This window comes from Desulfobulbus sp., assembly GCF_030824455.1.
In the GTDB taxonomy this organism is placed as follows: Bacteria; Desulfobacterota; Desulfobulbia; order Desulfobulbales; family Desulfobulbaceae; genus Desulfobulbus.
This window is the reverse complement of sequence record NZ_JAVBXR010000123.1, coordinates 1-14,324: the sequence shown is the minus strand read 5'-3', so window position 1 is coordinate 14,324 and position 14,324 is coordinate 1. Positions and strand designations below refer to the sequence as shown.

Genomic DNA, 14,324 nt, shown 5'->3' with positions numbered 1-14,324 from the left:
GCTGTCAGCCCGCCTTGGGGGTTGACAGCCGGTCCACCACCTGGCCGTAATACGGCCCATCCTCGCCAAGCTCCATCGCCCTGCCCATACGGCATTCCAGCTTGGTCCGCAAGCAGCTGATCTTCTTCAACTGCCTCACCTTCTCTCGTTCATCCGTGCAGGTTGCCAGCAACTGCTCAAGCCGGGTAATCTCCTGTTGCACCGCCACTTCCTCGGGCACGTAGCCGGCGTTTTTCAGCAGCCGGTAGGCCATGCGCAGGTCTGCCGGCACATGGGCCATGTCGTCCGGCGGCAGGGGTTTGTTTTTCCAGTGGCTGAGGTCGGGGATCGTGCCCTCTTCCATGGCCTGCTGAATTTTTCGTTCCGCGATTTGCTGTATTATCGAAAGCATGGCCTCTTCTCTCTTTCCCTTGTGTCTCTGTTGCCAGTCGTTACAATAGAAATGTTTACCCTGTAACCGCAGCGCTGCTGCCCGAATAGTTGAGCACAAAAAGGAGATGTGTATGAAAAAAAGAAGTGTGCTGGTTGTCGCCGTGAGCCTGTTTGCGGCCGGGTCTCTGGCCTGGGCCGATGACCTGCCCTGGGAGATGAAGCTGCCGTTCAAAGAGGCCGCCATTCATTACGAGCTCACCGGCAGCGAGCAGGGCAAGGAAACCCTGTACGTCAAAGACTACGGTCAACGGCGGGCCGAACACCACAAGGCGACCACCATGGTCATGGGGATGAGCAACCCGTCTGAGACCCTTGAGCTCACCGACCCGGACTGGATCACCACCTACAACCTGATCGACAAGACCGGCGAAAAGACCTCCAACCCCCGCAAAATTTACCAGGCCGAATATAACAAATTCAGCGCCGCTGAGAAAAAGAATTTTGAGAAGAACGCCAAGGAGCTTGGCGCCGGCATGATGGGCTCGTTCGGCGGTTCGGTCAAGCAAAAGGCCGAGAAGGTGCTGGGCTATGACTGCGACGTTGCCGCCATCGGCGGCGGCATGTCCACCGTTTCCATGATCCACAACACCGACGTGCCGCTGCGTTCGGAAGTTTCGGTGATGGGCATGAAGAGCGCCAACGTCGCGGTTAAGGTCGACACCGGCGCCGTGCCCGACAGCGCCTTTGCCCCGCCCGCCGGCATTACTGCGGTGTTCAACCAGGAGGCGGAAACCATGATGACCGGTATGGTGCAGCAGGCCATGGACACGCTCAAACAACCAGACGGGGCAAAGAAAATGCAGCAGATGGGACAATCCATGGTCCCCGGCGGCATGCAGCAAGGGATGGAGGCCGAGGGGATCAGCAAGGAGGATCAACAGGCGATGATGCAACAGATGCAGGAAGCGATGCAGCAAATGCAGCAGGTGAAGCCGCAACAGTGAACAAGCGACCAGCCCCCGCCAGCAGCAGCCAGCGGGGGCTTTTTACGGTTACTTCTGGAGAATGGTGTCCCGCTTAAAGTCCTGATCGTTCTTTTCAGGATAGTCGAGAATGTAATGCAGCCCGCGCGATTCCTTGCGCTGGCTGGCGCTCTGCACAATCAGATCGGCGATCACCGCCAGGTTGCGCAACTCCACCAGATCGGGGGTGAGCAGGTAATCGTAGAAATGCTCTTTGATCTCTGTGAGCATCCAACTTAAGCGGGTCTGGATCAGGTCCAGCCGCTTTTTCCGCCGCACAATCCCTACATAATCCCACATCAACTGTCGCACCTGATCCCAGTTGTGCTTGATCAGAATTGACTCGTCGAGCAGGGCGGCGCCGCCGGTCCGCCAGGGCTCAATCTCGATTTTTTCCAAGGTCCGGGTCGAGGCGATCTGGCCTTCGAGCAGATGGGCGGCGCGATGGGCAAAGACCACCGCCTCGAGCAACGAGTTGGAGGCCAAGCGGTTGGCCCCGTGCAGGCCGGTGCAGGCGGTCTCGCCCAGGGCCATTAGGTTGGTGATGGAGCTGCGGCCCCACTCGTCCACCAATACCCCGCCGCACATGTAGTGCGCCGCCGGCACCACCGGAATCGGCTTTTGGGTCAGGTCCACCCCGTACTGTTTGCAAGTCTGGTAGATGTTGGGGAACCGCTCTTGGAGAAAGGCGGCCGGCTTGTGGGTGATGTCAAGGAACACGCAGTCGGCGCCGGTGGCCTTCATCTCGGCGTCGATGCCGCGCGCCACAGCATCGCGGGTGGCGAGGTCGCCGCGCGAGTCGTACTTCTTCATAAAGGGTTTGCCCTGCTGATTAACCAGGACGCCGCCCTCGCCGCGCACCGCCTCCGAGATGAGGAAATTTTTCGCCTCCCGGTTAAAAAAGCAGGTGGGATGAAACTGAATGAACTCGAGATTAGCCACCTTGGCCCCCGCCCGGTAGGCCATGGCCACGCCGTCGCCGGTGGCGATGTCCGGGTTGGTGGTGTAGAGATAGACCTTGCCGCAACCGCCGGTGCACAGCACCGTGACCCCGGCGCAGCGCGTCTCGACCTCGCCGGTCAACCGGTTGAGCACATAGGCTCCCAGGCAGCGGTCGCCGTTGGTTCGCTCCTGACCGCGCGCCTTGGACTCAATCAGCAGGTCAATGGCCAGATGATTTTCCAGCACTTCGATGTTGGGATTGACCGCAATCTGCTCGAGCAGCGCCCGCTCGATCTCCTTGCCGGTGAGGTCAAAGGCGTGGGCCACCCGGCGCGCCGAATGGCCGCCCTCCATGCCCAGATCAAACCCCTTGCCGTCCTTGCCCTTTTGAAACCGGACCCCCAGATCCATCAACTCCCGCACCCGATCCGGGCCTTCAGTGGTGACGATGCGCACGATCTCTTCATTGCACAGGCCATCCCCCGAACACAGGGTGTCGGCAATGTGGGCGTCGACCGTATCCTCCACCGACAACACCGCCGCCACCCCACCCTGCGCCAGGTTGGTTGCCGTGTCGGCTTTTTTCTTTTTGGTGATCAAAGTGACCTTGGAAAACTGCGCAACCTTCAACGCAAACGAAAGCCCCGACACACCACTTCCAACAATGAGTACATCGCTATAATCCGTCATACAAGGGTCCCGCGCCGGCAATGTTTCACGTGAAACATGGGCAAAGTGATTAGGAAAGCAAGAGAACTGTTCTCTGGGAAGCGAGAGTATAGTATACTCTTCGGATGTTTCATCAACAAAGAGCCGTCAGGAGAAAAATTACATTGGACACACAAATTGTCGCGCTGGCGAACCAGAAAGGCGGGGTGGGCAAGACCACCACGGCCTTAAACCTTGCCGCCGTATTGGCGGACAAGGGCAAGAAGGTGCTGCTGGTCGATTCCGACCCCCAGGGCAACGCATCCAGCGGGGTGGGCGTTTTCAAGACCAACGAAGACAAAAACATCTACAGTTGCTACACCGGCGCCAAAGAGGCGGCAGACTGCATCCTACCCACCCAATTGAAAAATCTCTCGATCCTACCAGCCTCGATCAATCTGGTCGGGGTTGAGGTGGAGCTGATCAGCCAGGACAATCGAGAAAAACGCCTCAAAACCATCCTCCGATCGGTGAAGGAAAATTTTCAGTACATCCTGATCGATTGCCCGCCGTCATTGGGCATCCTCACCATCAACAGCTTGACCGCCGCCGACTCGGTGCTGGTTCCGTTGCAGTGCGAATATTTCGCCATGGAGGGGTTGGCGCAACTGATCCAAACCATCCGCAAGGTCAAGAAAAATCTCAACCGCGAGCTGTTCGTTGAAGGGCTGCTGCTGACCATGTATGACCGGCGCAACCGGCTGACCCATTCAGTGGCCAGCGAAATTCAAAAACATTTCGGCGAGCAGGTCTACGATACGGTGATTCCGCGCAACGTCCGGCTGAGCGAGAGCCCCAGCCACGGGCAAACGATTATCGAATATGACCCGGGATGCAGCGGCGCCAAGGCCTACAAGCAACTGGGCGCAGAATTCCTCAAACGAGCCAAAGCGAGGGCCTGAGGTATGGTGAAAAATGTGTTGGGCCGGGGCGTTGGCGCATTGCTGCCCGAAGACAGCCTGGACGAGGCAGATAAATTTTTCATGTGTGATATCGACAAGATATCCCCAAATCCCAACCAGCCGCGCAGCCATTTCGACGCCGACAAGTTGCAGCAGCTGGCCGATTCCATCCGCGAGAAAGGGGTGATTCAGCCGTTGCTGGTCGTCCGGGCTCACGGCAACCGCTACACCCTGATTGCCGGCGAGCGGCGGCTCCGGGCCGCCAAGCTGGCGGGCCGCGACGAGGTGCCGGTGGTGGTGATGGACGAGACCAGCGACAACGAGAGCCTGGAATTGGCCCTGATTGAAAATATCCAGCGCCATGATCTCAATCCCATTGAAGAGGCCCAGGCCTATACGCGCCTGATGGAGGAGTTCCGACTCACCCAGGAAGAGGTGGCCAAAAAGGTGGGCCGCCAGCGCTCCACGGTCGCCAATGTGCTGCGCCTGCTCCATTTGCCGAAAACCCTGCAGGACGACGTCGTCCTGGGGGTGATCAGCGAGGGCCATGCGCGGGTGCTGCTGCGGATCAAAGATCAGCCGGAGCAGTTGCAGGAGGTCCGCGACCGGATCGTCAACGAGGAGTTGTCGGTGCGGGCGGCGGAACGGCTGTGCAATAAAAAACCGCAGCCGCCCGAGCCCAAGGCAAGCGAAACGCCGACGCCGCAACCGGAAGGGGTGCCGCAGGCCTACTGCGCCGCCCTGCTCAACCAGTTGACCAACCAGTTGCACACCAAGGTCCGGATTGTCCAGCAGGGTCAGCGCGGCAAGTTGGAGATCGAATACTACTCCAGCGACGACCTCGACCGGCTGGTCAGCCTGCTGGCGCGCTAGCCTCCCATGCAGCCGGATCGCAGAGCGCACGCATGCCATTGACCACGGAGACCACGGTCAGGCTGCGCAGAACGCCGCTGGTTTTGCTGGTCGTCTTCCTGGCGCTGTTTCTCCTTGGCGTCGCTCTGGACGAACCGCTGCGGGTATTGGAACAGGCCCGCTCGATCTGCCTGGAATGCATCGGCATCGGATGAGCGCGCCGCCCATGGAAACCCTGCGTAAATGGATCCAGGTCCTCTGGTTTTTCCTCACCAACGGCTTCTGGGGCTTTCCGGTCAGCGGCACGCTGTATCAGGGGCCGTTGAAGGTGCTCTGCTCGCCCGGCCTCAACTGCTATTCCTGCCCGGCCGCCACCACCTTCTGTCCCATCGGCAGCCTGCAACAACTGCTCATGGGCGTGCGGCTGTCGCTGCAGGCCGGGCAGATCTATGTGGGAACCTATGTCCTGGGCTGCATGGGCCTCTTGGGGACCCTATGCGGCCGATTCATCTGCGGTTGGGCCTGCCCTTTTGGGTTGCTCCAGGAGTGGCTGCACCGGATTCCCTCGCCCAAATACAGCGTTCCTAGGATGCTGCGGTGGGGCAAGTACCTGGTGTTGCTGCTGATGGTGGTGGTGCTGCCGCTGGTGGTGGTCGACAGCTTCGGCATGGGCAAACCCTGGTTCTGCAAATTCCTCTGTCCGGCCGGCACGCTTGAGGCCGGCGTGCCCATGCTGCTGCTGAGTCCGGATCTGCGGCCGGCCGCCGGCCTCCTCTACCTGCACAAGTTGATCGTGCTGGCGGCGGTGCTCCTGTGGAGCGTCGTGTCCTCACGTCCCTTCTGCCGCACCCTGTGTCCGCTGGGGGCTTTTTACGGCCTGTTCAACCGGTTCAGCCTGATTCAGTTGAAATTTAACGTGGATGCCTGTACAAAGTGCGGGGCATGCCGCCGGGTCTGCCCGGTGGACATCCGGGTTGAGCAAACGCCCAACAGCGCCGAATGCATTCGCTGCCTGCGCTGCTGCACCGAGGCATGCCCAACCGGCGCGCTCACCCTCGACATCGCCGGTTTTGGCGTGCGCATGACGCCAGGCGCGCCGGCGTCGTCCGATGAACCCATGCAGCAAGGATCCCGGTCATGACCATGCGACACACCGTTTTTTCCCTTGCCTTTTCGCTCCTCTTGGTGGCGCGGGCAGCCTTCGCCGCCGAGATGGTTTCGATTGCCGGCGAGGACATCAACATGCGCTCCGGCCCTGGAACCGAGCAGGAAATCCTGTGGAAGATCGGCGACGGTTTTCCGGTGGAGGTTGTTGACTCCAAGGGCGAATGGCTGCAGGTCAAAGATTTTGAAGGCAGCACCGGTTGGGTCCACAAAAAGACCACCCAGAAAACGCCGCACATGATCGTCAAGGCCAATAAAGGAACCGAGCAACAGATCAATGTCCGCAGCGAACCGAACACCAAGGGGCAGGTCGTGGCCAAGGCCAATTACGGGGTGGTGTTTAAAACTGTAGAGAAGAAGGACGGCTGGGTCAAAGTGGAGCACGGCCAGGGCGTAACCGGGTGGGTGGAAGGCAGCCTGCTCTGGGGTTTTTAAGCAACAGCTTGTTTTTTGGTGTAGAGGCAGAGGTTAAGCGTTTTAATTTTCATCGTTCCATTCTATCCGCTCGGCGCCGTTTTGCTCGGTTGGGTTGCGAGGCTCTGGAAATATGTACGACGTAACCCGATCCATTCCCATGATTCCCGATAAACAGCTCATTCGGCTCCGCTTCGAGCAGGCCGCAGCCACCTATGAACAGCAGGCCACCGTGCAGCAGCGGGTGGCTGAACGATTGCTGACCTTGCTGGCCGACGCCGCGCCCGGATTGCAGCCGCAGCACATTCTCGAGATCGGCTGTTGCACCGGGCTGCTCACCGAAAAGGTGCTGACCCGCTATCCGGGGATTGTCCACCTCACGATCAGCGATCTGGTGGCCGCCTTTGAACAGTGCGTGTGCCGCAAGATCGGCGCCCTGGCCGACAACATCACCTTCCTGGCCGGCGACATTGAAACCGTCCGCCTGCCGTCGCGCTACGACCTGATCATCTCCTCCTCAACCCTGCACTGGGTCTACGATCTGCCGGAACTGTGCAGAAAATTCCACCATCACCTGCAGCCCGGCGGCGTCCTCGCCTTTTCCCTCTACGGCAAGGACAACCTACGGGAAATCCGTTCGGTGACCGGCGTGGGCTTGGCCTACCGCGATCTGGAGCAACTGCAGACCGTGGTCGGCGAGAAGTTTGAGATCCTGGCCGCCGAAGAGGCGCGGGAAACCCTGTGGTATCCTGAACCCATCGCAGTGCTGCAGCACCTGCGGGCCACCGGCGTCAACTCCATTGGCCAGCAGGCCTGGACGCGACGGCAGGTCAACGCCTTCATCGCCGACTACAAAAGCCAATTTTCCGGCGACCAGGGCGTCCGGCTGACCTATCACCCCATGTTCATCGTGGCGCGCCCCCGGTCATAGGCTTGGCCGTGGCGGATCGCGCCGCCAACATCCAGAGCAACAGGCACGCGCATGACCCCTCCCCATTACACCATCGCCGTGGGCGGCATCGACACCGACGTCGGCAAATCCTACGTCACCGGGCTGTTTGCCCGTTGGCTGGTTCAGCAGGGTCGCAACGTCACCACCTTGAAACTGGTGCAGACCGGCTGCAGCGAAACCTCGGACGACATCCTGCTGCACCGCAAACTGATGGGCCAGCCGCTGAGCGAATTCGACCGCGACGGCACCACCTGCCCCTACCTGTTTCCCTATCCCGCCTCGCCGCTGTTGTCGGCGCGCATGGTGGGCAAAGAGATTGACCCGGCGGTGCTGGACCAGTCCCTAACCACCCTGCAGGCCCGCTATGAATGGCTGCTGGTGGAAGGCGCCGGCGGCCTGTTGGTGCCCCTCAATCCCAACCTGTTGCTGCTGGACTATTTCGCCTCCAGAAAGCTGCCCCTGCTCCTGGTCTGCTCGCCGCGCCTGGGCTCGATTAACCACACCCGCCTCAGCCTTGAGGCCGTCAAAAACCGCAACATCCCCCTGCTTGGTTTGGCGTACAATCTCTTTGGCGACCATCCACGGGAGATCGTTCAGGACACGCTGCGCGAATGCCGCAAGGCCCTGGTTGATTACGGATTTGCCGACACCCTGGTCCTGGTGCCCGATCTCAAAGAAAGCGCCTCCGCCGCCTGGCAAACACTGGCAACCGCCGCCGCTCACATCGCATAAGCGTTCCATCGCACCGTTTCCCATCTCTGCAAGGGACGGGAAACGGCTGTACCTGTCCGTCTTCCGATTGAAACCATCCCGTCCGCGCGCTTTGAGCATCGAATCGCGTGGAATCAACCGCGATGCTGCTCCTCGCGGCGGCTCTGCCGTTTGGTCAGGCCGGCGCCAAGGTTGCGGCGTTCGTCGGGCAGACGGGTGACATGGGCGCTGATCGCCGGCGGCAAGACCCTTCCCTTGATCACCAGAATGTCGGCGGCCAGTCTGTCGGCCGCCTCGCCTTTGTCCCAACCCTTGTGTTCCACCAGATAGCGAAACAGCAGTTCAGCCAGCCGGGGCAGGCCAATCTGCCAGGTGGCGCGGGTTTCCTGGTAGAGCCAGCGGGAAAAATCAAGGAAACCGTGGAACACGTCGTTGTCCGGCCAAAGCAGCCGGACGGTCCGGCCAAAATTGCCGCTGTTGTAAACCAGATCCCAGAACCGGGCCAGCCGCTTCATTTCCTGCATCCGGGCAAAGGGGATCAGGTCGTTGCGCAGGATTTCGTAGGGCGGATCCGGCGAATAGACCATGCCGTATGTGTGGTCATGGCGGCTAAGGGTTGTGCCGGAGAGTTTTTTGAGGATGCCGATCTGGATCTCGCCCCGGGTCAGACCGGCCAGGGCGTTGAGATTGGCGCCGAACTGGTCGATGGATTCGCCGGGCAGGCCGACGATGAGATCAACATGGAGGTGGGCGGTGGTGGCCTGTTCGAGGAAGGCGAGATTTTCCCGAATCCGGTCGAAATCAAGCCGCCGGCTGATGTTGGCGGCGGTCGGGGGATGCAGGGTTTGAATGCCCACCTCCAGTTGCAGGGCGCCGGCGGGAAAACGCTGCAGCCGCTCTTTGAGGGCCTCGGGAAAATGGTCCGGAATCACCTCGAAATGAACGTGAAAGGGCGGCTCCTTGGCGAGAAAAAAGTCAAGGATGCGGCCGGCGGCGACCAGGTTGCTGTTGAAGGTCCGGTCAACGAATTTAAAGGTCCGCGCCCCCCGGCGCCAGAGCTCTTCCATCTCAGCCAGGAAGGCGTCGACGGCAAAGGGCCTGACCTGTTTGTCGATGGAGGAGAGGCAGAACTCGCAGGTAAAGGGACAGCCGCGCGAGGCCTCGACATAGGTGAGCCGGTGGGCCAGGTCCTCGTCGGTGTAGAAAGGGTACGGCGAGGTCAGGTCTTCAACCGCAGGCGGCGCGGCCGGGATCAGCTTGTCCGGGGGCGGCGCGCCGCCGAGCAGGGCCGCGCAGAGCGTGTGAAAGGCTAGCTCGCCTTCGCCTTGAAGGAGATAATCGGCCTCGCCCAGATCCACCCGCAAGGGCAGGTGGCTGACCTCCGGCCCGCCGAGAACCACGCATACCTCCGGGGCCACCCGTTTGAGCATCCCCACCAACTGCCGCACCTGGGCCGCGTTCCAGATGTAGACGCCGATGCCGACAATCGCGGGCTGCGAGGCGAGAATTTTCTCCGCCATATCACCGATCTGATCGGTGAGGCAGTACTCCTGAATGCAGGCCTGCGGCTGCAGTTCGCGCAAATTGGCGTAGAGCCAGCGAAGGCCAAGGCTGGCGTGGATGTAGCGGGCGTTGATGGTGGTGAGAACGATTCCGGGCATGGGCGTACCGCAGGGTGGGAACAGGTTGACCTTGATGCGGTCCCCCTGCTCCGGAACCGGTTGGCTCAATGGGCCGCCATTCGTTGCCGGAGCACCTTGTGGAGGATGCCGCCGTGCCGGTAATAGTCGATTTCCATGGCATTATCAAGACGGAGGATCACCGGAATGAGCCGCCTCCGACCGTCGGCCCGGTCAATGCGCAGCTCCACCGTTTGCCCGGGCGTCATGGGGCCGGCAATGCCGCTCAGACTGATGATTTCGCGGCCGTCCAGCCCCAGGTTGGCGGCGTCCGTGCCCTCGGGAAACTGCAGCGGCAGCACCCCCATGCCCACCAGATTGGAGCGGTGGATGCGTTCAAAGGAGGCGGCGATCACCGCCTTGACCCCGAGCAGCATCGTCCCTTTGGCGGCCCAGTCGCGCGACGAACCGGTGCCGTAATCCTTGCCGGCAAAGACCACCAGCGGCACGCCCGCCTGCTGATAGCGCATGGCCGCGTCATAAATCGGCGCCTCCGTACCCTCGGGCCAGACCTTGGTCCAGCCGCCCTCCCGATCCACCATCTGATTTTTGATGCGGATGTTGGCCCAGGTTCCGCGCATCATCACCTCGTGGTTGCCGCGCCGCGAGCCGTAGCTGTTGAAATCCGCCGGCGCGATCCCCAGTTCCTGCAAATAGAGACCCGCAGGGGTCTGCGGCCCAATGGCGCCGGCCGGGCTGATGTGGTCGGTGGTGATCGAATCGCCGAACACGGCCAGAATGCGCGCGCCCTCGATGTCGGCGACCGGTTGGGGCACTGAGCTCATGGCCTGGAAAAAAGGCGGTTCGCGGATATAGGAAGAATCCGGGTCCCATTGATAGAGGTCGGAACTGCCGCCGGAAAGCGCGTTCCACTGGGCGTCGCCGGCAAACACCGATCCGTAGCTGACGGTGAACAGATCGGGCTTGAGGCTGTGCCGCACTGCTTCCCGAATTTCTTCGCTGCTGGGCCAGATGTCGCGGAGGAAGACCGGCGCGCCCTGGGGATCAAACCCCAAAGGCTCGCTGTCGAGATCAATCAGCATCGTGCCGGCCAGGGCATAGGCCACCACCAGCGGCGGCGAGCCAAGGTAGTTGGCCCGGACCTGGGGATGGATGCGGGCCTCGAAGTTGCGGTTGCCGCTGAGCACTGCGGCCGCCACCAGATTCTGGTCGCGAATTTTGGCGGCGACCTCGTCGCTGAGCGGCCCGCTGTTGCCGATGCAGGTGGTGCAGCCGTAGCCGACCACCTGGAATCCCAGGGCTTCGAGATCGGGCAGCAACCCGCTCTGCTCCAGATACCGGGTGACCACCCGGGAGCCGGGCGCCAGGCTGGTTTTGACCCAGGGTTTGGTGGTCAGGCCCCGTTGCCGCGCCTTGCGGGCCAGCAGGCCGGCCCCGATCATCACATCCGGGTTGGAGGTGTTGGTGCAGCTGGTGATGGCGGCGATGACCACCGAGCCGTTGGTCAAGGCCGCATTCGGTTGGTCGGTGACGTCGGGGGTGCTGCCCACCAGCTGTTGCTCGAATTGACGACCGAAATCGGCGCGCGCCTCGGCAAGCGGTAGCAAATCCTGGGGCCGCTTGGGGCCGGCCAGACTTGGGACCACGGTGTCGAGACAGACGTCGTAGACCACCGAGTATTCCGGCTCCCGGCTGTCCGGGACAAAGAAAAATCCCTGCTCGCGGCAGTAGCGCTCGACCAGATCGACCAATCCTTCCGGCCGGCCGCTGACGCGGAGATAGCGCAGGGTTTCCCCGTCCACCGGAAAAAAGCCCATGGTGGCGCCGTATTCCGGGGCCATGTTGGCGATGGTGGCCCGGTCGGGCAGGCTTAAGGCGGCCAGCCCTGGTCCGAAAAATTCGACAAACCGGCCCACCACGCCCTTGGCGCGGAGGAAGCGGGTGATGGTCAGCACCAGGTCGGTGGCCGTGGTTCCCGGCCGCAGCGCGCCGCTGAGCCGCACGCCCACCACCTCCGGAATCTGCAGGGAATAGGGCTGGCCGAGCAGGACCGCCTCGGCCTCAATGCCGCCCACGCCCCAACCCATGACGCCAAGGCCGTTGATCATGGTGGTGTGCGAATCCGTACCGAGCACGCTGTCCGGATAGAGCACGGATGCGCCGTCCTGCTCGCCGGTGGCGACCACCGAGGCCAGGTACTCCAGGTTCACCTGATGGACGATGCCGGCGCCCGGCGGCACAACCCGGAAATTGCGGAAGGCCCGCTGCCCCCAGTGGAGCATGGTGTAGCGCTCGCGGTTGCGTTCCATCTCCAGGCCGACATTGACCCCGAGGGCGGCGCTGTCGCCGGCGCGGTCCACCTGGACGCTGTGGTCTATGACCAGATCGGCCGGCACGAACGGATTCATGGTCGCGGGATCGCCGCCGGCCCGCGCCAGGGCGGAACGCATCGCCGCCAGATCGACCAGGGCCGGCACTCCGGTGAAATCCTGGAGGATCACCCGCGCCGGCATGAAGGGCACAGCCGCCGGGCTGACCGCGCCGGCGCACCAGGAGGCCAGATTGTCAATGTCCTCGTCGCTGGCCAACCCCTGTGGGTAATGCCGCAGCAGGTTTTCCAGCAGGATGCGCAAGCAATAGGGCAAACGCGCAATCGGCCCATAACCAAGCTCTTCCAGGGCCTTGACCGAATAGAGAACATATTTTTCATCGCCTGCCTGCAGGGTGGTCCGGGGATCGAAACGGCTGAAATCCTTGGTTGTCGTCATATGGGTCTCCTCTTGGTACGGGGTGTGTATCTGTTGAGAATAAATCTTTATGCACGATTATACCAGATTATCCCAGCGGCAGGGAAAGTCGAGAAAAGCTGGTAAAATCCAGTTCCCGCCTTGACAAAGAATATATTTTGTGTGCTTAATACTACACGGGTAGAAAAGGCATTTAATTTCTGCTGTTACCAAAGTCTGCCATCCCACAAGAGAGCTAAAAGAGAGAAATGGCAAAGAAAGAAAACCTCATTGTAGGTGTCGACATTGGCTCCCATGCCGTCAAAATCTGTCAATTACAGAAAACAGGTCAAACATACAGGCTCTTGGCGGTCGGAAGCGCTGCTATTCCACCGGGAGCCGTTGAAGACGGCGTCCTCCAGGAACCCGAAGAGGTTGGGAAGGCTATTGCAGCACTTTTGAAAAATCTAAAAATCAAGAGCACAAAAGTCGGCATCTCCATATCCGGCTATTCGGTCATCGTAAAAAAGATTAATTTGGAATCAATGGATGATGAAACCCTCGCTTCCTATATCAAGGCTGAGGCTGAACAATATATTCCCTTTGATTTAGATGACGTGTACCTCGATTTTCAAAAACTCCCCTCGAAAAAAGAAGGGAGCGACAGGAACGACGTTATGCTCGTTGCCGCCAAAAAAGAGGTTATTAACGATTACATCGACATGTTGACGAATTTGAAACTAACAACTGTCTTGGTCGATGTCGACGGCTTTGCTTTGGAAAATATATGGGAAACAGTTTCCGAAAAGATTGAGAACATAGCTCTTGTCGACATCGGAGCCTCAAAAATGAATATTAACATCATTTCTGAAGGTGTCTCCGTTTTGGCGCGAGATATCGTAGTGGGTAGCGAACAATTAACCGATCAGTTGGCGAGTGCGCTTGATGTTGATTATGCCAATGCGGAAAAAGTTAAGCTGGGAATTGTTCCGCCCCCGCCTGGCGACGAGGAAAGCATTGAAAGAATTTTCAATAAAACGTGTACCCAATGGGTTCTCGAGATCAAGAAAGCTCTTGACCTTTACCTCGCGAACAATCCTGAGAAACCTATTCATTCTATAGTATTAAGTGGGGGTGGGTCAAAGGTGAACGGGCTGAATGAATATATCGAACGAGAGACGGGGTTGCGAGTGTTGGCCTTTAACCCTTTTGATAAAATGATATGTGACGATAAAACATTTGATCCAAATTACCTCAACTCAATAGCACCTGAAATGGCTATAGCTGTAGGTCTCGCTATCCGCCAAGCTGATTTTTGATAAATATACCATGATATATATAAATCTAATCCCGGTAAGGGATATAAAACGGCGCAGGAAAGCAAAAAAGGAAATATTATTTTCAGCAGGATTGCTAGTTTGTCTCCTCCTAATCTTAGGCCTATGGGCTGGGTATCAATCTAATGCAATCGCAAATATCACGGACACAAATAATAAACTTCAGGAAGAAAAAAAGAAATATTCTAAAATATTAGAAGAAATTACAAAGTTGGAACAGGAAAAAAAAGATCTATTGGCTAGGATTGAAGTAATTAACAAGCTGAAAGAATCCTCATCACTTACTGTTCGCGTTTTGGACGAAGTCGCGCGCTTTACGCCTTCTGATCGGATGTGGCTAAAAACATTAAGCCAAAGCGCTAACACGTTAAGCTTGACGGGGATGGCGATGGATGACCAAACCATTGCCAGATATATGGAAGATCTTGAAAAATCTCCATTCGTCAACAATGTCGTTCTTGTCAGTTCAGCCATGGAAAATTTTGCAGAAAGACAGTTGAAAACGTTTTCTATCTCTTGCACCGTCGGTTTTGAAAAATCAGAAAAAACGGTAGAAAACCTAAAATAAAACAAGGGTCTACA

The 14,324-nt window shown here is 59.1% G+C and carries 14 protein-coding genes; 10 read left to right on the top strand and 4 right to left on the bottom strand.

Annotated features, from left to right (window positions below):
- Positions 1-4: 4 nt before the first annotated feature.
- On the bottom strand, positions 5-391 hold the full coding sequence (locus RCH93_RS16780) for a DUF1992 domain-containing protein (protein WP_306549581.1): 387 nt from the start codon (positions 389-391) through the stop codon (positions 5-7).
- 112 nt (positions 392-503) lie between these two features.
- Between RCH93_RS16780 and RCH93_RS16775 the strand changes: the two genes are divergently transcribed.
- The gene (locus RCH93_RS16775) at positions 504-1,376 is read left to right on the top strand and encodes a hypothetical protein (RefSeq protein ID WP_306549580.1); all 873 of its coding nucleotides are present in this window, start codon (positions 504-506) and stop codon (positions 1,374-1,376) included.
- A 48-nt stretch (positions 1,377-1,424) separates the two neighbouring features.
- Here the strand turns inward: RCH93_RS16775 and nadB are convergent, their stop codons facing one another.
- Positions 1,425-3,026, bottom strand: a complete 1,602-nt coding sequence (gene nadB / locus RCH93_RS16770) for an L-aspartate oxidase (RefSeq protein WP_306549579.1) — start codon at positions 3,024-3,026, stop codon at positions 1,425-1,427.
- Between the two features lie 143 nt (positions 3,027-3,169).
- Here nadB and RCH93_RS16765 point away from each other — a divergent pair, with 143 nt between their 5' ends.
- The 7 genes from RCH93_RS16765 to bioD all read left to right on the top strand — a co-directional run bounded on the left by RCH93_RS16765 (position 3,170) and on the right by bioD (position 8,060).
- Positions 3,170-3,946, top strand: a complete 777-nt coding sequence (locus RCH93_RS16765; RefSeq protein WP_306549578.1) for a ParA family protein — start codon at positions 3,170-3,172, stop codon at positions 3,944-3,946.
- Between the two features lie 3 nt (positions 3,947-3,949).
- Complete coding sequence (locus RCH93_RS16760) at positions 3,950-4,819, top strand: ParB/RepB/Spo0J family partition protein (protein ID WP_306549577.1); 870 nt, start codon at positions 3,950-3,952, stop codon at positions 4,817-4,819.
- Between the two features lie 32 nt (positions 4,820-4,851).
- On the top strand, positions 4,852-5,013 hold the full coding sequence (locus RCH93_RS16755; protein WP_306549576.1) for a CD1871A family CXXC motif-containing protein: 162 nt from the start codon (positions 4,852-4,854) through the stop codon (positions 5,011-5,013).
- Between the two features lie 11 nt (positions 5,014-5,024).
- Positions 5,025-5,939 (top strand): 4Fe-4S binding protein, encoded by a 915-nt coding sequence (locus RCH93_RS16750; protein ID WP_306549575.1) that lies wholly within the window; start codon positions 5,025-5,027, stop codon positions 5,937-5,939.
- Entirely contained in the window at positions 5,936-6,397 is a 462-nt protein-coding gene (locus tag RCH93_RS16745; protein WP_306549574.1) for an SH3 domain-containing protein, read from the top strand. Before RCH93_RS16750 ends, RCH93_RS16745 begins: the two co-directional genes overlap by 4 nt.
- A gap of 112 nt (positions 6,398-6,509) precedes the next feature.
- Positions 6,510-7,307 (top strand): malonyl-ACP O-methyltransferase BioC, encoded by a 798-nt coding sequence (bioC, locus tag RCH93_RS16740; protein ID WP_306549573.1) that lies wholly within the window; start codon positions 6,510-6,512, stop codon positions 7,305-7,307.
- Between the two features lie 51 nt (positions 7,308-7,358).
- On the top strand, positions 7,359-8,060 hold the full coding sequence (gene bioD / locus RCH93_RS16735) for a dethiobiotin synthase (RefSeq protein WP_306549572.1): 702 nt from the start codon (positions 7,359-7,361) through the stop codon (positions 8,058-8,060).
- A 113-nt stretch (positions 8,061-8,173) separates the two neighbouring features.
- On the opposite strand, the gene RCH93_RS16730 is transcribed toward bioD, so the two are convergent.
- Complete coding sequence (locus tag RCH93_RS16730; protein WP_306549571.1) at positions 8,174-9,700, bottom strand: B12-binding domain-containing radical SAM protein; 1,527 nt, start codon at positions 9,698-9,700, stop codon at positions 8,174-8,176.
- 65 nt (positions 9,701-9,765) lie between these two features.
- A complete protein-coding gene (gene acnA, locus RCH93_RS16725; RefSeq protein WP_306549570.1) occupies positions 9,766-12,447 on the bottom strand; it encodes an aconitate hydratase AcnA in 2,682 nt (893 codons plus the stop codon).
- 227 nt (positions 12,448-12,674) lie between these two features.
- Between acnA and pilM the strand changes: the two genes are divergently transcribed.
- Positions 12,675-13,724 (top strand): type IV pilus assembly protein PilM, encoded by a 1,050-nt coding sequence (gene pilM, locus RCH93_RS16720; protein WP_306549569.1) that lies wholly within the window; start codon positions 12,675-12,677, stop codon positions 13,722-13,724.
- 10 nt (positions 13,725-13,734) lie between these two features.
- Positions 13,735-14,310 (top strand): PilN domain-containing protein, encoded by a 576-nt coding sequence (locus tag RCH93_RS16715; protein WP_306549568.1) that lies wholly within the window; start codon positions 13,735-13,737, stop codon positions 14,308-14,310.
- Positions 14,311-14,324 lie beyond the last annotated feature (14 nt).